The sequence below is a fragment of the Streptomyces sp. NBRC 109706 genome (assembly GCF_000974485.1).
Lineage (GTDB): Bacteria > Actinomycetota > Actinomycetes > Streptomycetales > Streptomycetaceae > Streptomyces.
Genome location: NZ_BBOM01000011.1, coordinates 173,995 through 194,366, shown reverse-complemented (window position 1 = coordinate 194,366; position 20,372 = coordinate 173,995). Strand labels below are relative to the sequence as shown.

19 protein-coding genes are annotated in these 20,372 nt (G+C 72.6%); 1 reads left to right on the top strand and 18 read right to left on the bottom strand.

The window, feature by feature from the left end; all coding sequences use genetic code 11:
* Positions 1–109: 109 nt before the first annotated feature.
* From pyrF to pyrR, 8 genes are all read right to left on the bottom strand, one after another.
* Positions 110–946, bottom strand: a complete 837-nt coding sequence (pyrF, locus tag AOM46_RS25630; protein ID WP_062215598.1) for an orotidine-5'-phosphate decarboxylase — start codon at positions 944–946, stop codon at positions 110–112.
* Positions 943–2,064 (bottom strand): quinone-dependent dihydroorotate dehydrogenase, encoded by a 1,122-nt coding sequence (locus AOM46_RS25625; RefSeq protein WP_062215596.1) that lies wholly within the window; start codon positions 2,062–2,064, stop codon positions 943–945. Before AOM46_RS25625 ends, pyrF begins: the two co-directional genes overlap by 4 nt.
* Positions 2,061–5,387, bottom strand: a complete 3,327-nt coding sequence (gene carB, locus AOM46_RS25620) for a carbamoyl-phosphate synthase large subunit (protein ID WP_062215594.1) — start codon at positions 5,385–5,387, stop codon at positions 2,061–2,063. Before carB ends, AOM46_RS25625 begins: the two co-directional genes overlap by 4 nt.
* A complete protein-coding gene (gene carA, locus AOM46_RS25615; RefSeq protein ID WP_062215592.1) occupies positions 5,380–6,525 on the bottom strand; it encodes a glutamine-hydrolyzing carbamoyl-phosphate synthase small subunit in 1,146 nt (381 codons plus the stop codon). The genes carB and carA overlap by 8 nt, the downstream gene beginning before the upstream one ends.
* On the bottom strand, positions 6,522–7,139 hold the full coding sequence (locus AOM46_RS25610) for a hypothetical protein (RefSeq protein ID WP_234314002.1): 618 nt from the start codon (positions 7,137–7,139) through the stop codon (positions 6,522–6,524). The genes carA and AOM46_RS25610 overlap by 4 nt, the downstream gene beginning before the upstream one ends.
* Positions 7,136–8,431, bottom strand: a complete 1,296-nt coding sequence (locus AOM46_RS25605; protein WP_062215590.1) for a dihydroorotase — start codon at positions 8,429–8,431, stop codon at positions 7,136–7,138. The genes AOM46_RS25610 and AOM46_RS25605 overlap by 4 nt, the downstream gene beginning before the upstream one ends.
* Positions 8,428–9,429, bottom strand: coding sequence for an aspartate carbamoyltransferase catalytic subunit (locus AOM46_RS25600; protein WP_062215588.1), 1,002 nt, complete (start codon positions 9,427–9,429; stop codon positions 8,428–8,430). The genes AOM46_RS25605 and AOM46_RS25600 overlap by 4 nt, the downstream gene beginning before the upstream one ends.
* A 113-nt stretch (positions 9,430–9,542) precedes the next feature.
* Complete coding sequence (gene pyrR, locus AOM46_RS25595) at positions 9,543–10,157, bottom strand: bifunctional pyr operon transcriptional regulator/uracil phosphoribosyltransferase PyrR (protein ID WP_370592770.1); 615 nt, start codon at positions 10,155–10,157, stop codon at positions 9,543–9,545.
* Between the two features lie 208 nt (positions 10,158–10,365).
* Between pyrR and AOM46_RS25590 the strand changes: the two genes are divergently transcribed.
* Positions 10,366–10,866 (top strand): transcriptional regulator, encoded by a 501-nt coding sequence (locus AOM46_RS25590; RefSeq protein ID WP_062215586.1) that lies wholly within the window; start codon positions 10,366–10,368, stop codon positions 10,864–10,866.
* A 96-nt stretch (positions 10,867–10,962) separates the two neighbouring features.
* On the opposite strand, the gene nusB is transcribed toward AOM46_RS25590, so the two are convergent.
* The 10 genes from nusB to mltG all read right to left on the bottom strand — a co-directional run bounded on the left by nusB (position 10,963) and on the right by mltG (position 20,316).
* Entirely contained in the window at positions 10,963–11,388 is a 426-nt protein-coding gene (nusB, locus tag AOM46_RS25585; RefSeq protein WP_062215584.1) for a transcription antitermination factor NusB, read from the bottom strand.
* A 2-nt stretch (positions 11,389–11,390) separates the two neighbouring features.
* Complete coding sequence (efp, locus tag AOM46_RS25580) at positions 11,391–11,957, bottom strand: elongation factor P (protein ID WP_062215582.1); 567 nt, start codon at positions 11,955–11,957, stop codon at positions 11,391–11,393.
* Between the two features lie 69 nt (positions 11,958–12,026).
* Positions 12,027–13,133 (bottom strand): M24 family metallopeptidase, encoded by a 1,107-nt coding sequence (locus tag AOM46_RS25575; protein WP_062215580.1) that lies wholly within the window; start codon positions 13,131–13,133, stop codon positions 12,027–12,029.
* 61 nt (positions 13,134–13,194) lie between these two features.
* Positions 13,195–13,917: an AAA family ATPase gene (locus tag AOM46_RS25570; RefSeq protein WP_078857186.1), complete on the bottom strand. Its 723-nt coding sequence runs from the start codon at positions 13,915–13,917 to the stop codon at positions 13,195–13,197.
* A gap of 123 nt (positions 13,918–14,040) precedes the next feature.
* A complete protein-coding gene (gene aroQ, locus AOM46_RS25565) occupies positions 14,041–14,502 on the bottom strand; it encodes a type II 3-dehydroquinate dehydratase (RefSeq protein WP_062215576.1) in 462 nt (153 codons plus the stop codon).
* Positions 14,502–15,629, bottom strand: a complete 1,128-nt coding sequence (gene aroB / locus AOM46_RS25560; RefSeq protein WP_062215574.1) for a 3-dehydroquinate synthase — start codon at positions 15,627–15,629, stop codon at positions 14,502–14,504. Before aroB ends, aroQ begins: the two co-directional genes overlap by 1 nt.
* On the bottom strand, positions 15,626–16,141 hold the full coding sequence (locus AOM46_RS25555; RefSeq protein ID WP_062215572.1) for a shikimate kinase: 516 nt from the start codon (positions 16,139–16,141) through the stop codon (positions 15,626–15,628). Before AOM46_RS25555 ends, aroB begins: the two co-directional genes overlap by 4 nt.
* On the bottom strand, positions 16,138–17,322 hold the full coding sequence (gene aroC / locus AOM46_RS25550) for a chorismate synthase (protein ID WP_062215571.1): 1,185 nt from the start codon (positions 17,320–17,322) through the stop codon (positions 16,138–16,140). The genes AOM46_RS25555 and aroC overlap by 4 nt, the downstream gene beginning before the upstream one ends.
* 109 nt (positions 17,323–17,431) lie before the next feature.
* Positions 17,432–18,268, bottom strand: a complete 837-nt coding sequence (locus tag AOM46_RS25545) for a shikimate dehydrogenase (RefSeq protein ID WP_062215569.1) — start codon at positions 18,266–18,268, stop codon at positions 17,432–17,434.
* Entirely contained in the window at positions 18,265–20,316 is a 2,052-nt protein-coding gene (gene mltG / locus AOM46_RS25540; protein WP_062215567.1) for an endolytic transglycosylase MltG, read from the bottom strand. The genes AOM46_RS25545 and mltG overlap by 4 nt, the downstream gene beginning before the upstream one ends.
* Positions 20,317–20,372: the final 56 nt, after the last annotated feature.

Sequence of the window (20,372 nt, the reverse complement as noted above, 5' to 3'; positions counted from 1 at the left end):
GCCCTCCGGGGCGCCCCTCGCGCCGCGTCCGCCCCCCGGAGGCGGACACCGACCGCCTTCGGGCGACGACGTTGCGTGGTTCCGGGCGACCGCACACGGGACAACGTGCCTACCGCAGGACGCCGGCCAGCGCCTCGATCTCCTCGGCCGCCGCCGCGCGCAGCGCGTCGACGCCGGGCCCCCGCCGCAGCAACCCCCGGCTGACGCTGGGCAGCACCTGGCCGACGGCGTCGCCGAACACCCGGGGCAGATCCGCGGCCGTGGCCCCCTGGGCGCCGAGCCCGGGCGCCAACAGCGGGCCGTTGACGGACAGTTCGAGGGCGGCGTCGCCCAGCGTCGCGCCGACGACGGCGCCGAACGAGCCCAGCGGCACCGCGCCCGCGTTCTCCTCGGCCAGCTGCCGCAACACCCGCTGGGCCAACGGGAGTCCGGAGGCGGTGACGGCGGTCTGGGTCTCGGCGCCCTCCGGATTGGAGGTGCGGGCCAGCACGAAGGCGCCCGCGCCGTCGGCCCTGGCCGCGTCGAGCGCGGGGCGCAGCGACTCGTAGCCGAGATAGGGGCTCAGGGTGACGGCGTCGCAGCGCAGCGGGGCGGCCGGGCCGAAGTAGGCGCCGGCGTAGGCGGCGACCGTCGAGCCGATATCGCCGCGTTTGGCGTCCACCAGCACCAGCGCGCCGGCCGATCTGGCGTCGGCGACCACGCGTTCCAGCACCGCGACGCCCCGGGAGCCATGGCGTTCGAAGAAGGCGGACTGCGGCTTGAGCACGGCGACGCGGTCGGCCAGCGCCGCCACCACGGTGTCGGCGAACCGGGCCAACCCGTCGGCGTCGTCGGTGAGTTGCCAGGCGGCCAGGAGTTCCGGATGCGGATCGATGCCGACGCAGAGCGGGCCGCGTCCGTCCATGGCGCGACGCAGCCGGGCGCCGAAGGGCTCGGGGGCGGTCATGGTCGCGGGCTCCTGACGTCGGCGCCGACCGCGTCGGCGAGCGTGGTGTACGGGCTGGCGGCGAGGCGGCGGGCCAGCCCCCGGTGCAGGGCCCGGGTCCAGCCGGGGCCGGCGTAGATGAAGCCGCTGTAGCCCTGGATCAGGGTCGCGCCGGCCAGCACGCGGTCCCAGGCGTCGTCGGCGGTCTCGATGCCGCCGACGCCGACCAGGGTGATCCGGTCGCCGACCCGGGCGTAGAGGCGGCGCAGCACGGCCAGGGAGCGTTCCTTGAGCGGGGCGCCGGAGAGGCCGCCGGGGCCGAGCGCGGCCACCGTGTCCTGGTCGGTGCGGAGTCCTTCGCGGGCGATGGTGGTGTTGGTGGCGATGATCCCGTCCAGGCCCAACTCCACGGCCAGATCGGCGATCTGGTCCAGGTCCTCGTCGGCGAGGTCGGGCGCGATCTTGACCAGCAGCGGCACCCGCCGGTCGGGCACGGCGCGGTCGGCCGCCTCGCGCACCGCGACCAGCAGGGGCCGCAGATGGCGGGTGGCCTGGAGGTCGCGCAGCCCCGGGGTGTTGGGTGAGGAGACGTTGACGACCAGATAGTCGGCATGCGCGGCCAGGCGTTCGGTGCTGGTCACATAGTCGTCGACGGCACCCGTTTCGGGGACCGCCTTGGTCTTGCCGATGTTGACGCCGAGGGCCGGCCGCCGGGAGCCGAGGGCGGCCAGCCGCTCGGCCACGGCGGCGGAGCCGTCGTTGTTGAAGCCCATCCGGTTGACCAGGGCGCGGTCCTCGGTGAGCCGGAAGAGCCGGGGCCCGGGGTTGCCCGGCTGGGGCTGCCCGGTCACGGTGCCGATCTCGACGAAGTCGAAGCCCAGCATGGCCGCCCCCCGGGTGCCGACGGCGTTCTTGTCGAAGCCGGCGGCCAGCCCGAAGGGGCCGGGAAGGTGCATTCCCAGGGCGTGGACGGCCAGCGTCGGATGCGCCGGTGCATAGCGGGCGCGCACGGCGGAGGCCAGTCCCGGAACCCGGGCGGCCAGTCGGATCAGCCCGAAGGCCCAGTGGTGGGCGCGCTCCGGGTCGATCCGACGCAGCACGGAGCGGTAGAGCAGCCGGTAGACGTGGTGTTCGCTCATCGGGCACGCGCCGCGTTGAGTCGTTCGGCGTGCTCCTGCAGGGAGCACACCCCGACCTCGCCGCGCAGCAGCGCGTCGATGCCCTGGACGGCGGCGGCGAGCGCCTGCACCGTGGTCAGGCAGGGCACGCCCCTGGCGACGGCCGCGGTGCGGATGTCGTAGCCGTCGAGCCGACCGCCGGTGCCGAAGGGGGTGTTGACGATCAGGTCGATCCGCCCGTCGTGGATCAGCTGGACGATGGTGGGCTCGCCTTCGGGTCCGACGCCCTCGCTCTGCTTGCGGACCACCGTGGAGTCGACGCCGTTGCGGCGCAGCATCTCGGCGGTGCCCGAGGTGGCGAACAGCTCGAAGCCGTGCTCGACCAGGGCGCGGGCGGGGAAGATCACCGAGCGCTTGTCGCGGTTGGCGACGGAGACGAAGGCCCGGCCGCTGGTGGGCAGGGCACCGTAGGCGCCGGCCTGGGACTTGGCGTAGGCGGTGCCGAACACCGAGTCGATGCCCATCACCTCGCCGGTGGACCGCATCTCGGGGCCGAGCACGGTGTCCACGCCGCGTCCGCGCACATCGCGGAACCTGCTCCAGGGCAGCACCGCCTCCTTGACGGAGATCGGCGCGTCCAGCGGGAGGGTGCCGCCGTCGCCCCGGGCCGGGAGCACGCCGTCGGCGCGGAGTTCGGCGACGGTCGCGCCCAGCGAGATCCGGGCGGCGGCCTTGGCCAGCGGCACTGCGGTGGCCTTGGAGGTGAACGGCACGGTGCGGGAGGCGCGGGGGTTGGCCTCCAGCACATAGAGGATGTCGCCGGCGAGCGCGAACTGGATGTTGATCAGGCCGCGCACCCCGACGCCCCTGGCGATCGCCTCGGTGGAGGCGCGCAGCCGCTTGATGTCATGGCCGCCGAGGGTGATCGGGGGCAGCGCGCAGGCCGAGTCCCCGGAGTGGATGCCGGCTTCCTCGATGTGTTCCATGACTCCGCCGAGGTACAGCTCCTCGCCGTCGTACAGGGCGTCCACGTCGATTTCCACGGCATCGTCGAGGAACCGGTCGATCAGCACGGGGTGTTCGGAGATCAGCCCGGCGTGCCGGCGCAGATAGTCGCCCAGCGAGGGCTCGTCATAGACGATCTGCATGCCGCGCCCGCCCAGCACATAGCTGGGCCTGACCATCACCGGGTAGCCGATGCCGGCGGCGATGGCGCTGGCCTCCTCGAAGGAGAACGCGGTGCCGTACTTGGGGGCCGGCAGCCCGGCCTCGGCCAGCACCCGGCCGAAGTGCCCGCGCTCCTCGGCGAGGTTGATCGCCTCCGGGGAGGTGCCGACGATCGGCACCCCGTTGTCCTTGAGTGCCTGCGCCAGGCCCAGCGGGGTCTGGCCGCCGAGCTGCACCAACACCCCGGCGACCGGCCCGGCGAGGGTCTCGGCGTGCACGATCTCCAGCACGTCCTCCAGGGTGAGCGGCTCGAAGTAGAGCCGGTCGGAGGTGTCGTAGTCGGTGGAGACCGTCTCCGGGTTGCAGTTGACCATCACGGTCTCGTAGCCGGCCTCGCTCAGCGCGAAGCAGGCGTGCACACAGGAGTAGTCGAACTCGATGCCCTGGCCGATGCGGTTGGGGCCGGAGCCGAGGATGATCACGGCGGGCTTCTCGCGCGGCGTGACCTCGGTCTCCTCGTCGTAGGAGGAGTAGAGGTAGGGGGTACGCGCGGCGAACTCGGCGGCGCAGGTGTCCACCGTCTTGTAGACGGGGCGCACGCCCAGCGCGTGCCGCACCTCGCGCACCACGTCCTCGCCCAGGCCCCTGATGTCGGCGATCTGCGCGTCGGAGAAGCCGTGCCGCTTGGCGTGGGCCAGCAGTTCGGCGCTCAACTCGCCCGCGGCGGCCAGCTCGTCGGCGACCTCCTTGATCAGGAACAGCTGGTCGACGAACCAAGGGTCGATCCGGGTCGCGGCGAAGACCTCGTCCGGGGTGGCGCCGGCCCTGATGGCGCGCATCACCGTGCCGAGCCGGCCGTCGGTCGGGGTCGCGGCCAGCTCCAACAGCTTGTCCCTGTCGCCGGGGACGGCGTCGGGGGCGGCGGGCGAGAAGTCGAACGGGGCGTCCTTCTTCTCCACCGAGCGGAGCGCCTTGTTGAGCGCCTCGGTGAAGTTCCGGCCGATGGCCATGGCCTCGCCGACCGACTTCATGGTGGTGGTGAGGGAGGAGTCGGCGGCGGGGAACTTCTCGAACGCGAACCTGGGGACCTTGACCACCACATAGTCGAGCGTGGGCTCGAAGGAGGCCGGGGTCTCCTCGGTGATGTCGTTGGGGATCTCGTCCAGCGTGTAGCCGACGGCCAGCCGGGCGGCGATCTTGGCGATGGGGAAGCCGGTGGCCTTGGACGCCAGCGCGGAGGACCGGGAGACCCTGGGGTTCATCTCGATGACCACGATCCGCCCGTCGTCCGGGTTGACCGCGAACTGGATGTTGCAGCCGCCGGTGTCCACGCCGACCTCGCGGATGACCGCGATGCCGATATCGCGCAGCACCTGGTACTCGCGGTCGGTCAGGGTCATCGCGGGGGCGACCGTGATGGAGTCCCCGGTGTGCACGCCCATCGGGTCCAGGTTCTCGATGGAGCAGACCACCACGACGTTGTCGTTGCGGTCCCGCATCAGCTCCAGCTCGTACTCCTTCCAGCCGAGGATGGACTCTTCGAGAAGGACCTCGGTGGTCGGCGAGAGGGCCAGGCCCTGGCCGGCGATCCGGCGCAGCTCGTCCTCGTCGTGGGCGAAGCCGGAGCCGGCGCCGCCCATGGTGAACGAGGGGCGGACCACCACCGGGTAGCCGCCCAACTCATCGACGCCGGCCAGGATCTCGTCCATGCTGTGGCAGATCACCGAGCGGGCGGACTCGCCGTGCCCGATCCGCTCGCGCACGGCGGCGACCACGTCCTTGAACTGCTCGCGGTCCTCGCCCTTGTGGATGGCCGCCACATTGGCGCCGATCAGCTCGACGCCGTGCGCCTCCAGGATGCCGGCCTCGTGCAGCGCCACGGCGGTGTTGAGGGCGGTCTGACCGCCGAGCGTCGGCAGCAGGGCGTCCGGGCGCTCCTTGGCGATGATCTTCTCGACGTACTCGGGGGTGATCGGCTCGACATAGGTGGCGTCGGCGATCTCCGGGTCGGTCATGATCGTCGCCGGGTTGGAGTTGACCAGGATGACGCGCAGGCCCTCGGCCCTGAGCACCCGGCACGCCTGGGTGCCCGAGTAGTCGAACTCGGCGGCCTGACCGATGACGATCGGGCCCGAGCCGATGACCAGGACGGACTGGATATCGGTGCGCTTAGGCACGCTGGCCCTCCATCAGGGAGACAAAGCGGTCGAACAGGTACGAGGCGTCATGCGGTCCCGCGGCCGCCTCCGGGTGGTACTGGACGCTGAACGCGGGCCGGTCAAGCAGCCGCAGGCCCTCCACCACGTCGTCGTTGAGGCAGACATGGGAGACCTCGGCGCGGCCGAAGTGCGTCTCGGTCGGCGCGTCGAGCGGCGCGTCCACGGCGAACCCGTGGTTGTGCGCGGTGACCTCGACCTTGCCGGTGACCAGGTCCTTGACGGGCTGGTTGATGCCCCGGTGCCCGTACTTGAGCTTGAAGGTGTCGAAGCCCAGGGCCCGGCCGAGGATCTGGTTGCCCAGACAGATCCCGAAGAGCGGGGTGCCGCGCTCCAGGACGCCGCGCATCAGCGCGACCGGATGGTCGGCGGTGCCGGGGTCGCCCGGGCCGTTGGAGAAGAACACCCCGTCCGGGTCGGCGGCGTAGAGCTCCGCCAGATCGGCGCCGGCGGGCAGCACATGGACCTCGATCCCGCGCTCGGCCATCCGCTGCGGCGTCATCCCCTTGATGCCCAGGTCGACGGCGGCGACGGTGAACCGCTTGGGGCCGACGGCCGGCACCACATAGCGCTCCTCGGTGGCCACCTCGTCGAAGAGGTGAGCGCCGACCATCGGGGGCGCGGAGCGCACCCTGGCCAGCCGCGCCTCGCGGCTGTCGGCGAGCGCGGGGCCCGAGAAGATCCCGCAGCGCATGGCGCCGCGCTCCCGCAGATGGCGGGTGAGGGCGCGGGTGTCCACCCCGCTGATGCCGACCACGCCCTGGGCGACCAGCTCCTCGTCGAGGCCGCGCACCGAGCGCCAGTTGGACGGGGTGCGGGCGGGGTCGCGCACCACATAGCCGGCGACCCAGATGCGGCGGGACTCCTGGTCCTCGTCGTTGACGCCGGTGTTGCCGATGTGCGGTGCGGTCATCACCACGATCTGGCGGTGGTAAGAGGGGTCGGTGAGGGTCTCCTGGTAGCCGGTCATGCCGGTGGAGAAGACCGCTTCGCCCTGGGTCTCGCCCTCCGCGCCATAGGCGCGGCCGGTGAAGAACCGGCCGTCCTCCAGGACGAGTTCGGCGGGCCCGGGGGCGCCGGGCCGGGTGGTGGCGCTCATCGGACGCGCTCCGTTTCGGGTCGTTGGACGGACCGGGCGTCATCGGCCGGCCGCGCGGGGTGGTGGTGTCCGAGGGCGTCGACCCAGGCCGCGTGCTCGGCGGCGAGGTCGGAACGGAAGCCGGAGTCCAGGACGCGGTCGCCGTGGCGCCAGGTGATCACCAGCAGCCCGCCCTCGGTGAGGACCTTGCCGGCGATGCCCTTGTCCAGCCGGGCGCCCAGGACGCGGTCGGCCGGGATCAGGAAGTCCCGGGCCCCGGGCCGCAGCACCCGCACACCGTGTGCGGTGAGGGCGACCTCGGCCCGGCTGCGGGTGCCCAGGCCGTGCGCGACGATCCGGTCCAGCCACTGGCCGGCCGTGGTCGAGCCGTGGTACCGGCCGGTGAACGCCAGCCGGGGTTCGACGTCGTCCTCGGGCGGCTCGGGCAGCGCGGGCAGATCCCCCTGGAGGGTGGCGCGCCACTTCCAGCCCTCCCGCATCAGCCAGTAGACCAACGCGACCAGCAGCAGCAGGCCGATCACCCAGCCGATGCGCTCGGCCAGGGCCGTCACCGGCTGGGAACGGCGCTCGGCCTCCTCGGCGAGCACCACCAGCGGGGACGCGGGGGCGCTCATACCAGCTCCCCGTCGCGCAGGGTGGCCCGGCCGCGCAGCCAGGTGTGGGTGACCCGGCCCGGCAGCTCACGCCCCCGGTAGGGGGTGTTGCGGCTGCGTGAGACAAAGCCGGACGGATCCACCTCGGCGCGGTGCGCCGGGTCCAGCAGGGTGAGGTTGGCCGGCTCGCCGGGGGCGATCGGGCGGCCGTGGCCGGCGAGGCGGCCGATGGCGGCCGGGCGGGTGGACATCCGGTCGGCGACCTGGGCCCAGGTCAGCAGCCCGGTGTCGACCATGGTGTGCTGCACCACCGAGAGCGCCGTCTCCAGGCCGATCATCCCCATGGCCGCCGCACCCCATTCGCAGTCCTTGTCCTCGTGCGGGTGCGGGGCGTGATCGGTGGCCACACAGTCGATGGTGCCGTCGGCCAGCGCCTCGCGCAGCGCCAGCACATCGCGTTCGGTGCGCAGCGGCGGGTTGACCTTGTAGACCGGATCGTAGGAGCGCACCAACTCGTCGGTGAGCAGCAGATGGTGCGGGGTGACCTCGGCGGTGACCCGCCAGCCCTTGGACTTGGCCCAGCGGACCAGCTCGACGGAGCCCGCGGTGCTCAGATGGCAGATGTGCACCCGGGAGTCGACATGCGCGGCCAGCAGCACATCGCGGGCGATGATCGACTCCTCGGCGACGGCCGGCCAGCCGGCCAGGCCAAGCTCGGCGGAGACCACGCCCTCGTTCATCTGGGCGCCCTCGGTGAGCCTGGGCTCCTGGGCGTGCTGGGCGATCACCCCGTCGAACGCCTTCACGTACTCCAGGGCGCGGCGCATGATCACCGCGTCGTCCACGCACTTGCCGTCGTCGGAGAAGACCACCACGCCGGCCGCCGAATCGTGCATCGCGCCCAGCTCGGCCAGCTGGCTGCCGGCGAGGCCGACGGTGACCGCGCCGACCGGCTGCACATCGCAGTAGCCGGACTCGCGGCCGAGCCGCCACACCTGCTCGACCACGCCGGCGGTGTCGGCGACGGGGAAGGTGTTGGCCATGGCGTGCACGGCGGTGAAGCCGCCGGCCGCCGCCGCCCTGGTGCCGGTGCGGACCGTCTCGGAGTCCTCCCGGCCCGGCTCGCGCAGATGGGTGTGCAGATCGACCAGTCCCGGCAGCAGCACCCGGCCGGCCGCCTCGACGACGGTGGCGCCCTCGGCGGCGAGGCCGACGCCGATCTCGGCGATGGTCTCGCCCTCGATCAGCACGTCCCGTCGGGCTCCGCCGAGAACTCCGGCACCTCGGATCAGCGTCCGCTCGCTCTGGCTCATGCTCGATTCCCTTGTGTCGCTTCTTCGAGTCCTGCGGTCGGCTGGCCCGGGGCGGGCTGGCCCGTGGTGCCGCCGAGCAGCAGGTAGAGCACCGCCATCCGCACGCTCACGCCGCCGGAGACCTGCTCGACGGCGGTGCAGCGCGGCGAGTCGGCGACCTCGGCGGTGATCTCCATGCCCCGGTTCATCGGGCCCGGGTGCATCACGATGGCGTGCCCCGGCATCCGCGCCATCCGGTCGGCGTCCAGGCCGTAGCGTCTGGCGTACTCCCGCTCGGTCGGGAAGTAGGCGGCGTTCATCCGCTCCCGCTGGACCCGCAGCATCATCACCGCGTCCGATTCGGGCAGCACCGGGTCCAGCGCGTAGGAGACCTCGCAGGGCCAGGCGTCGACGCCGACCGGCAGCAGGGTCGGCGGGGCGACCACCGTGACCTGGGCGCCCAGCGTGGTGAGCAGCCGCACGTTGGACCGGGCGACCCGGCTGTGCAGGATGTCGCCGACGATGGTGACCCGACGGCCCGTGAGGTCGGTGCCGAGCGCCCCGCCGGCCAGCCGGCGGCGCAGCGCGAACGCGTCCAACAGCGCCTGGGTCGGGTGCTCGTGGGTGCCGTCCCCGGCGTTGACGACCGCGCCGCCGATCCAGCCCGAGGTGGCCAGCCGGTGCGGGGCGCCCGAGTCGGGGTGGCGGATGACCACGGCGTCGGCGCCCATCGCCTCCAGGGTGAGCGCGGTGTCCTTGAGGGATTCGCCCTTGGAGACCGACGAGCCCTTGGCCGAGAAGTTGATCACATCGGCGGAGAGCCGTTTGGCGGCGGCCTCGAAGGAGATCCGGGTGCGGGTCGAGTCCTCGAAGAAGAGGTTGACCACGGTGCGACCGCGCAGCGTGGGGAGTTTCTTGATCGGCCGGCCGGCAACGCGGGAGAGTTCCTCGGCGGTGTCGAGGATCAGCACGGCGTCGTCACGGGTGAGGTCGGCGGCCGAGATGAGGTGGTGCTTCATCAAGTGCCTTCCGTAGGCAAGGAAGTGTGCTGGTGAGCGGGGCGCGCGAGCGCTCCGCGGGCGGAAGGGCGCGCGGATCAGCCCGGGGCTCGGCGGAGCGGTGGGGCCACGGCCTAGCGCTCCGCTTCCGGGCCGGGCGCGCGCGTGCCGAGCAGCACGCCGTCGCGGCCGTCCTCCTCGGTCAGCCTGACCTTGACGGTCTCCCGGAGCGAGGTGGGGATGTTCTTGCCGACGTAGTCGGCGCGGATCGGCAGCTCGCGGTGGCCACGGTCCACCAGGACGGCCAGCTGCACCGCGCGGGGGCGGCCGATATCGCCCAGGGCGTCGAGGGCGGCCCTGATGGTGCGGCCGGAGAAGAGCACGTCATCCACCAGGACGACCAGCCGGCCGTCGATCCCCTCGCCGGGGATCTCGGTGCGGCCCAGCGCACGGGCGGGGCGAAGCCGCAGGTCGTCGCGGTACATGGTGATGTCGAGGGAGCCCACGGGGGTGGCGTGGCCGGTGATCTCGCGCAGCTTGGCGGCCAGCCGACGGGCCAGGAAGACTCCCCGGGTGGGGATCCCCAGCAGCACCACGTCGTCGGCGCCCTTGGCGCGCTCCACGATCTCGTGGGCGATGCGGGTCAACGCCCGCGCGATGTCCGGCGCTTCCAGAACGGAGCGGTCTCCGGAGGAACGGGCGGAACGGCTCCCGCCGCCGTCACTGTCACTGTCGATGTCGCTGTTCATACGGCTGTCCATACGAACGAGGACCTCCTTCCCCGCCTCACGGGACGGGCCTTAAAGGATGTCGGGTGGAACGGTCTCGACCCTATCAGGGTGATTTGCGTGTCTCGTATCGCCCCAGGTCAGAAAGAACTCCCCGGTCTCGGCTTGACGAGAGATATCACGCTGCGTAACCTCACAGTGAGTTACGAAAAGCCGTCCGGGGAGACACATGTCCAGCGAATACGCCAAACAGCTTGGAGCCAAGCTTCGAGCCATCCGCACCCAACAGGGTCTGTCGCTCCACGGGGTCGAGGAGAAGTCCCAGGGCCGCTGGAAGGCCGTGGTGGTCGGCTCGTACGAGCGCGGCGACCGTGCCGTGACCGTGCAGCGCCTCGCGGAGCTGGCGGAGTTCTACGGAGTGCCGGTGCAGGAGCTGCTGCCGGGCTCCACGCCGGGGGGCGCCGCCGAGCCGCCGCCGAAGCTGGTTCTCGATCTGGAGCGCCTGGCCAACGTGCCCAGCGACAAGGCGGGGCCGCTCCAGCGTTACACCGCCACCATCCAGAGCCAGCGCGGTGACTACAACGGCAAGGTGCTCTCGATCCGCCAGGACGATCTGCGCACCCTGGCCGTGATCTACGACCAGTCGCCCTCGGTGCTGACCGAGCAGCTGATCAGCTGGGGCGTGCTGGGCGCGGACGCGCGCCGCGCGGTGCAGGCCGAGGAGGGCTGATCCAACCCCACGGGGGCGGGGCCCGGCCCCTCGTCAGGGCCGGCCCCCGCCCCCGTGGGCGGATCGCTCGCGCGCCGGGAGGCGCGCTCTCGACGCCTAGCGGCGCAGGGTCGGCTTGAGATCCTTCAGCCGCCCGAGCAGGCCGTTCACAAAGCTCGGGGACTCCTCCGTGGAGAACTCCCGCGCCAGCTGCACGGCCTCGTCCAGCACCACGGCGTCGGGCGTCTCGTCCTCCCAGATCAGCTCGAAGGCGCAGAGCCTCAGGATGTTGCGGTCGACCACCGGCATACGGTCCAGCGGCCAGCCCACGGTGTACTGGGCGAGCAGCTCGTCGATCCGCTCGGCGCGCTCCGCGTAGCCCTCGACCAGACGCCTGCTGAACTCGCTGACCGGCGGCTGCCGTTCGTCGGTCCCGGCGAGTCGCTGCCAGTCGGCAAGGACCTCGACGGGCGACGCCGCGCGCTGGTCGGCCTCGAAGAGGATCTGGAGGGCTCGTTTGCGCGCCTTGCTGCGGGCAGCCACGGTTAGTTGTTCACCCGGCCAAGGTATTCGCCGGAGCGGGTGTCGACCTTGATCTTCTCACCGGTGGTGATGAAGAGCGGCACGCCGATCTCGTAGCCGGTCTCAAGACGGGCCGGCTTGGTACCACCGGTGGAGCGGTCGCCCTGCACACCCGGCTCGGTGTACTCGATCACCAGCTCGACGGCGGCCGGCAGCTCCACGAAGAGCGGGCTCTCCTCGTAGATGGCCACGGTGCAGTCCTGGCCCTCCAGCAGGTAGTTCGCCGCGTCGCCCACGGTCTCGGGGTTGATCGGCAGCTGGTCGAAGGTCGCGGTGTCCATGAAGACGAAGTCCGCGCCGTCCTTGTAGGAGAACTGCATCCCCCGGCGGTCGACCGTGGCCGTCTCGACCTTGGTACCGGCGTTGAACGTCTTGTCCACCACCTTGCCGGAAAGCACATTCTTGAGCTTGGTGCGCACAAAGGCGCCGCCCTTGCCGGGCTTGACGTGCTGGAACTCGACTACGGACCACAGCTGGCCCCCGTCGAGCTTGAGCACCATGCCGTTCTTGAGGTCGTTCGTGGTGGCCACGGTCGTGGATTCTCCTGAGGCTGCCGCAAGTGGACGACCCGAGGCTCCCGGGCCCGGCCCCACCTGGGGCTACAGCGCCAGAAGCTCCTTGGTCGTGATGGTGAGTAGCTCGGGCCCGCCGTCCGCCGACGGGCGGACGACGAGTGTGTCGTCGATCCGGACACCGCCCCGGCCTGGAAGATGCACCCCCGGCTCGACGGTGACCGGCACACAAGCGCCCAGTCTACCCATGGCGGCGGGGCCCATCCGAGGGTCCTCCCCCATTTCCAGTCCCACCCCGTGCCCGGTGACCGGGCCCAGCGCCTTCCCGTGTCCGGCGGCGGTCAGCACCTCGCGCGCCGCGCGGTCGACGGCGCGGCACTCGGCACCCGGGGTCAGCGCCTCCCTGGCCGCCCGCTGGGCCGCGAAGACCACGTCGTACAGCTCGATCTGCCAGTCCGCCGGGCTGGTGCCGATGACAAAGGTGCGACCGATCCGGCAGCGGTAGCCACGGAAGCGGGCGCCGAGCCGCACGGTGAGGAAGTCGCCCTCCTCCACCCTGCGGTCCGTCGGCCGGTGCCCGGCGAGCCCCGAATGGCTGCCGGTGGCGACGGAGGTGGGGAACGCCGGGCCGTCCGCGCCGTGGTCCACCAGCCGGCGTTCCAGCTCCAGGGCCAGATGCCGCTCGGTGCGGCCCACCAGGATGGACTCCAGCAGCTCGCCCAGCGCCCGGTCGGTGATCTCCGCGGCGACGCGCAGCGCGGCGATCTCGTCCTCGTCCTTGACCACCCGCTGGTCCTCCACCGCCCGGCCCAGATCCGTCAGCCGCACGGCGGGCGCCGCCGTGGCGAGGACGCGGTGCCGGGCGACGGTCAGATGGTGCTCCTCCAGCGCGATCTCCCGCGCCCCCTCCTCGACGGCCAGGGCGACGGCGGCCTCCACCGGATCGGCCTCACCGTCCAGGGCGACGATCCTGGGGCCGCCGAACTCGCCCAGCGGTCCCGCGGGGCTCTGGGCCGGGTCCCAGTGGCCCAACAGCACATCGCCACCCGAGTGGCGCACCAGCAGCGCCGCACCCACGGGGGCGGCTCCGACCAGATAGCGGACATTGGCAGGACCTGACACCACGGCCGCCCCGTTCACGGGGGAACAGCGGGCGCGCAGCCAGGACCGTCGAGCCGCGTGAACCTCGGACATGCGTCGAGCCTACGCACGGCGGCCGGGCACGGCCGCCTGAACACGTCCTAACGAGCGCGCGTCACCACTGCGGTGGGCTGGTCAGACTGCGGCTGACGGCGTCGTCCAGCATCCGGGCCGTGGACGCCACATCGTGCCGGGAGTTGTCGATGATGGGCAGCCCCGAGCCGTACCAGCCGGCCATGCGGCCGTGGATGGTGGCGACTTCCTCGTCCGAGAGCCGCCGGGTGCCGCTGCGCTCCGCGTTGCGCTCCAGCACCACGTCCAGGCCCGGCAGCAGCACGACCGGGATCAGCCCCGGGCCGACATGGCGCTTCCAGCCGCCGAGGCCCACCGCCGGCCGGTCGGGGAAGACCGCGTCGTCCAGGATGCAGGAGATCCCGTTGGCCAGGAAGTTCCGCGCGGCGAAGCCGCAGGTGCGGCGGGCCAGCCGGTACTGGGCCTCGGAACGGTCGTCCCAACCGGTGCGCGGGTCGGCGAAGCCGGCGCGCACCCACTCCCTGACATCGTCCAGGCTGATATGCGCGGTGGGCACCTGGCGCCGCTGCGCCCAGTACCGCGCGACCGTGGTCTTGCCCGCCCCGGCCGGCCCGATCAACAGCACGGCCACGCCCGCGTGATGGGCGTCCGGCATGGCCATGCCCGGGGCGGGGGCGGGGGCCGGCACCATCTGGCCCGGCGGCAGTTGGACATACCCGGTGCCGCCGTCGAGCGGCACGGGCGGCGGCGTGGGCATCCCACCAGCTTGTCGCATCCGCTCCCCACTCCGTCTTCTCCCCGGCACGGCCGACCGGCTCGTGCGCTCCCTTCCGCTGGGACAACGGTACCGTTCGCCCGCCCCGCTCCGGGAGTCGGCGGTGGACGAACGGACCCTCGCGCCCCGGCCCCGTGGGGCCGCTCGGTTCCCTCAGGTGCCAGGCTCCTCGGCCAGCGAGCGCAGCGCCAGAAGATACGAACCGATGCCGAACCCGGCGATCGTCCCGCTGGCCACCTGGGCGATCACCGAGGTGTGCCGGAACTCCTCGCGCTGGTACGGGTTGGAGATATGCACCTCGATCAGCGGCGCGGTGCGCTGCGCCGCCGCGTCCCGCATCCCGTAGGAGTAGTGGGTGAACGCGCCCGGGTTGATCACCACGGGCAGTCGTCCGTCGGCCGCCTCGTGCAGCCAACGGATCATCTCGCCCTCGTCGTTGGTCTCCCGCACCTCGACCGCCAGGCCCAACTCGGCGCCCAGCGCGGTGCATCGGGCGACCAGACCGGCATAGGAGGTGCTGCCGTAGACATCGGGCTCACGGGAGCCGAGCCGGCCCAGATTGGGCCCGTTGAGCACCAGGACGCGGCGCTCGTCGCCGTTCCGCTCCGCGCCCATCAGGCGGCGATCTCCGCGTGCGCGGCCAGCAGGGCGGCCGGGTCGGGGCCCTCCAGCACGGTGGGCCTGGCCAGTCCGTCCAGCACGATGAACCGCAGCCGATCGCCCCTGGTCTTCTTGTCCACCCGCATGGTCTCCAGCAGCCTGGGCCACTGGTCGCCCCGGTAGCTGACGGGCAGCCCGAGCGATTCCAGCACCGCCCGGTGCCGCTCGGCCGTGGCGTCGTCCAACCGGCCCGCGATACGGCCGAGTTCGGCGGCGAAGACCATCCCGACGGAGACGGCCGCGCCATGCCGCCAGCGGTAGCGCTCGTTCTTCTCGATGGCGTGCGCCAGGGTGTGGCCGTAGTTGAGGATCTCCCGGCGGCCCGACTCCTTCAGATCGTCGGAGACCACCCCGGCCTTGACCCGGATGGAACGCTCCAACAGCTCGGCGGTGTGCGGCCCGTCGGGGCGGCGCGCGGCCTCCGGGTCGGACTCGATCAGCTCCAGGATCCGCGGGTCGGCGATGAACCCGGCCTTGACGATCTCCGCGAGCCCCGACACGTAGTCGTGCACCGGCAGCGAGCCGAGCGCCGCCAGATCGCAGAGCACCCCGGAGGGCGGGTGGAAGGCGCCGACCAGGTTCTTGCCCTCGGCCGTGTTGATCCCCGTCTTGCCGCCGACGGCCGCGTCCACCATGCCGAGCACCGTGGTGGGCACGGCGACCCAGCGCACCCCGCGCAGCCAGGTGGCCGCGACAAAGCCGGCCAGATCCGTGGTGGCACCGCCGCCGACGCCGACGATCACATCGCCCCGGGTGAACCCGGACTGGCCGAGCGCCTGCCAGCAGTACGCGGCGACCTCGACGTTCTTCGCGTCCTCGGCGTTGGGGAGTTGGACGGCGATCGCCTGGTAGCCCTGGGCGGCCAGCTCCTCGCGCAGCGTCCGGCCGGTCTCGGCCAGCGCCTCCGGGTGCAGCACCGCGACCCGGGTCGCCGGGCCGATCAGGCCCGGCAGCTCGTCCAGCAGCCGGTGGCCGATCAGCACGTCGTACGGCGCGGTGCCCTGGCTGCCGCCGACGGTGATCCGCAGCGGCTCCGGCTCGGCGGGAACACCTGCGGGAAGGGGATCGGGGGTGTGGCTCATGCGGGATGGCGCTCCAATGCGTCGAGTACGGCCGTGGCCACCTCGTCGGGCGTGCGCTCCTCGGTGGTGACCACCGCTCGGGCGACCTCGGTGTACCAGGGGCGGCGCTCCTCCATCAGGGCGCGCCAGCGCTGTCGCGGGTTGACCGCGAGCAGCGGCCTGGGCACGTCGAGGCCGACCCGTTTGACGGCCTCGCCGAGCGCCACGTCGAGGAAGACCACCGGCAGCCCGGTCAGCAGCGCGCGGGTGGTGGGGTCGAGCACGGCGCCGCCGCCCAGCGAGAGGACGCCCTCGTGCTCGGCGACCGCGTCCCGCACGGCGGCGGCCTCAAGGGCACGGAAGCGCGGCTCGCCGTCGTCGAGGAAGATATCCGGGATGGGCTTGCCCGCGACCCGCTCCACATCCGCGTCGGTGTCCCGCAGCGGCACCCCGAGCCGGTCGGCGAGCAGCGCGCCGACGGTGGACTTGCCGGACCCCGGCGGGCCCACCAACACCACGACGGGCGTGGTCACTTGACCTCCAGGTTGGCGAGGTAGCCGGTGACGTTGCGGCGGGTCTCCACAACGTTGTCGCCGCCGAACTTCTCCGCGACCGCGTCGGCGAGCACCAGCGCCACCATCGCCTCGGCGACGATGCCGGCGGCCGGCACCGCGCAGACGTCCGAACGCTGGTGGTGCGCCCGGGTGGCCTCGCCGGTGGCGACGTCCACCGTGGCCAGCGCCCTGGGCACGGTGGCGATCGGCTTCATCGCGGCGCGCACCCGCAGCGCCTCCCCGGTGGAGAGCCCGCCCTCGGTGCCGCCGGAGCGTCCCGAGGAGCGGCGGATGCCGTCGGGGGTGGCGACGATCTCGTCGTGCGCCAGCGATCCGGGGACGCGGGCCAGGCCGAAGCCGTCGCCCAGCTCCACGCCCTTGATGGCCTGGATGCCCATCAGCGCGGCGGCCAGCCGGGCGTCAAGCCGGCGGTCCCAGTGCACATGGGAGCCCAGGCCGACGGGGACGCCGTAGGCCAGCACCTCGACGACGCCGCCCAGGGTGTCGCCGTCCTTGTGCGCCTGGTCGATCTCGGCGACCATCGCCGCGCTGGCGTCCGCGTCGAGGCAGCGCACCGGGTCGGCGTCCAGCGCGGTGACGTCCTCGGGGCGGGGCAGCAGGCCCTGCGGCGCCTGGGCGGCGCCCAGCTCCACCACATGGGAGACGATCTCGATGCCGGCGGTCTCCCGCAGATAGGAGCGGGCGACCGTGCCGAGCGCGACCCGGGCGGCCGTCTCCCGCGCGGAGGCGCGCTCCAGGATCGGACGGGCGTCGTTCACCCCGTACTTCTGCATGCCGGCCAGATCGGCGTGGCCCGGCCTGGGGCGGGTGAGGGGGGCGTTGCGGCCCAGCTCGGCCAGCTCCGCCGGATCCACCGGATCGGCGGCCATCACCTTCTCCCACTTGGGCCACTCGGTGTTGCCGACCATGATCGCCACCGGGGATCCGAGGGTCAGCCCGTGGCGGACGCCGCCGATGAACGTGACCTCGTCCCGCTCGAACTTCATCCGGGCCCCCCGGCCGTAGCCGAGGCGGCGGCGGGCCAGGGCGTCGGCGACCAGGTCGGTGGTGATCGGCACCCCGGCGGGCAGCCCCTCCAACGTCGCGACCAGTGCGGGGCCGTGTGACTCCCCCGCCGTCAGCCAGCGCAGCCTGCTCAACGGTGCTCCTCGGATGCTCGACCCTGCGTGTCGCCCTCGATCTTGCCACGTTCGGCCTACTGGAGCGTGCCCCTGTCTGCCCCGCGAGACACCACCGACCGGCCCCGGATCAGCCGGCGGCCAGGGCGGCCTCGCCCGCGGCCCGCATCGCGGCCAGCGGGGCGGGGGCGAGGCCGGTCATCAACTCCACCTGGCAGACGGCCTGGTGGACCAGCAGGTCCAGCCCGCCGACCACCTGCCCACCGGCGGCCGACCAGGCGGCGGCGAGCCGGGTCGGCCAGGGCTCGTAGAGAACGTCGAAGAGGACCCCGGGCGCGGCCGGCACCGCCTCGGCGAGGCCGTCGGTGGCACCGGCCGGGGTGGTGGCGACGACCAGCGGCGCGGAGAGCGCCAGCGCCGCCTCGTCCCAGCCGGCCGTGGTCACCGGGACGCCGAGCCGTTCGCCCCAGGAGCGCATCTCGGCGGCCCTGGCGTCGGTGCGGACATAGGCGGTGACCTCCTCGGCGCCGAGCCGGCCCAGCGCGGCCAGCGCGGACGAGGCGGTGGCCCCGGCGCCGAGCACCGCGGCCCGTTCCACCCGGGTCACGCCGCGTTCGGCGAGCGCGGCCACCAGTCCTGGGATATCGGTGTTGTCGCCGACGGTCCGGCCGTCGTCGGTGAGGACGAGGGTGTTCACGGCGGAGACGGATTCGGCGGTCCCGCTGATCTCGTCCAGCAGCGGGATGACGGCGCGCTTGAGCGGCATGGTCAACGAGAGGCCGGCCCACTCCGGCCCCAACGTGCCCAGGAAGTCGGCCAGTTCGTCCTCGCCCACCTCGAACCTGCCGTAGTCCCAGCCGGTGAGGCCCAGCGCCCGGTAGGCGGCCAGATGCAGCACAGGGGAGAGCGAGTGCCGGATCGGGGAGCCCAGCACGGCCGCCCTGCGGATCGGTGCGGGACCTGTCATTCGTCGGCCTCCTCACGGGCGCGGCGCTGGGCCTCGTTGAAGTCCTCGACGTTGAGCTCGTGTTCCTCGTCGTCGGCGGTGAACCGGGTGTCGCCCGGCTCCACGGTGACGAAGAACAGCCAGTCGCCCTCGGTGGGGTTGAGCGCCGCCTCCAGCGCCTGGTGGCCCGGGTTGTCGATCGGGCCCGGCGGCAGCCCGTACTCCTCGTAGGTGTTGTAGGGCGAGTCCACCTCGATGTCGTCGAGGGTGACGTCCAACGTCGACCGGCCCAGCGCGTAGTTGACCGTGGAGTCGAACTGGAGCTTCATGTCGATCTCCAGCCGGTTGTAGATCACCCGGGAGACCTTGCCGAACTCCTCGTCCTCCTGGGCCTCGGCCTGGATCAGCGAGGCGATGGTCAGCACCTCGCGGGGGGTGCGGTCGAGCTGTTCGGCGGCCGTCTCCAGGCTGATCCCCTCGAACTCGGCCTCGGCGCGCGCCACCATCTGCGTCAGCAGGTCCTCGGGGGTGGTCTCGCCGCCGACGTCGTAGCGGGCCGGGAAGAGGAAGCCCTCCGGATCGCCCTCGGCCCACTCGGGCAGGCCGATGGTGCCGGACTCGGCGACCTCCTCGGTGGTGCCCTCCTCGAGTTCGAGGCGTTCGTCGATCATCGCGTAGATGTCGGTGGCCCGGCGGCCCTCGGGGATGGTCAGCACATTGAGCGCCGACGGGTCGGTGAGCGCGGCGACGGCGGCCTCGGCCGACATCTGCTGGCGCAACGTGTAGACCCCGGGCTGGATCTGCGCCTCGGCGGCCTCGGCCGCCTCGACGAAGGCGTCGTGGCTCTTGACCACGTCGGCCTCCTTGAGGATGTTGCCCATCTGGGAGAGCACGGCCCCGGCCGGGATCTCGACCTCGACCTCGCCCTGCCCCTCGCCCTCGTAGTCGGGCGCCGGGCCGAACCGGTCCTGGTAGAACTGGTAGCCGTACCAGCCCACGCCGCCGATGCCGCCGATCACCACGGCGGCCAGCAGCAGACAGCCGCAGCCCTTGCGCCGGCCCGATCTGCCGTCCCCGCGCCGGCCGTCACCGTCGCGGTCGTCGTCCCGGTCGTCCTCGTCGTCGTCGCGGCGGAAGAAGTCGGACTCGCCCTGGTCGGGGCCGGGATCCCAGCCGGTCTCCGGGTCGGGGCCGGGCTCCGGCTCCCCGGCGCGGGCGTGCGGCACCCGCACGGCGTCCATCGCCTGGGTGGCGCCCTGGGGTTCGCCGGGGTAGTCGCCGGGAAGGCGCTGCCCGCCGCCCGGCGGGGAGAGGTCGGAGTGGGCGGCCCCCGGGTCCCCGTAGCCGCCGCGGGCGCCCGTGTCATAGCCGGCGGCCTGGTAGCCGCCGGTGTCATAGCCACCCGTCTGGTAACCGCCGGTGTCATAGCCGCCGGTCTGGTAACCCCCGGTCTGGTAGCCGCCGGTGTCGTACTCGCCCGACGCGTAGCCGCCGGTCTCGTAGGAGTTGCCGCCGTAGGAGCCGCCATAGCCGGCGTCGCCCCGCCGACCACCCTCCTCGTACGGACCGGCGCCGTAACCGCCGTTCCCCTGCGGGGAGTTGCCCCCGTGGACACCGGCGCCGCCCTGAAGGCCCTGGCCCCCCTGGCTGCCCTGGTCGTAGGAGCCCTGCGGATAGCCGCCGGTGTCGTAGCCGCCCTGTTGGTATCCCTGCTGGTACCCCTGCCGCTCGCCTCCGCCCTGGCCCTGGCCGTAGGGATCCGCCGGTTGGGACGGCCCGTTCGGGTCCCAACCCCCCTGTCCCTGCCCCTGGTAGGAAGGATCCTGGTACGACGGATCCTGGTAACCGGGGTTCTGATAGGACGGATCCGGGTAGGACGGGTTCTGGTACCCCGCCGGGGGCTGGCCCTCCGGCCCCTGGCCGCCGTAGGCGTCCCAGGCCCCGGCCCCCGCCTGCGGTGCCTGATGCCGGCCGTGCGGGTCATACCCCTCGGGCCAGTTCTGGTCACCGTGCGACGGGTCGTCCGGGTACCACGGTTCGGAGCCGGCGCCCCGGCCGTAATCAGTCATCGATCCCCTTGTGCAGCAGGTGGCAGCCCCGTACCCCCCGTGCAGCAAACTGCCAT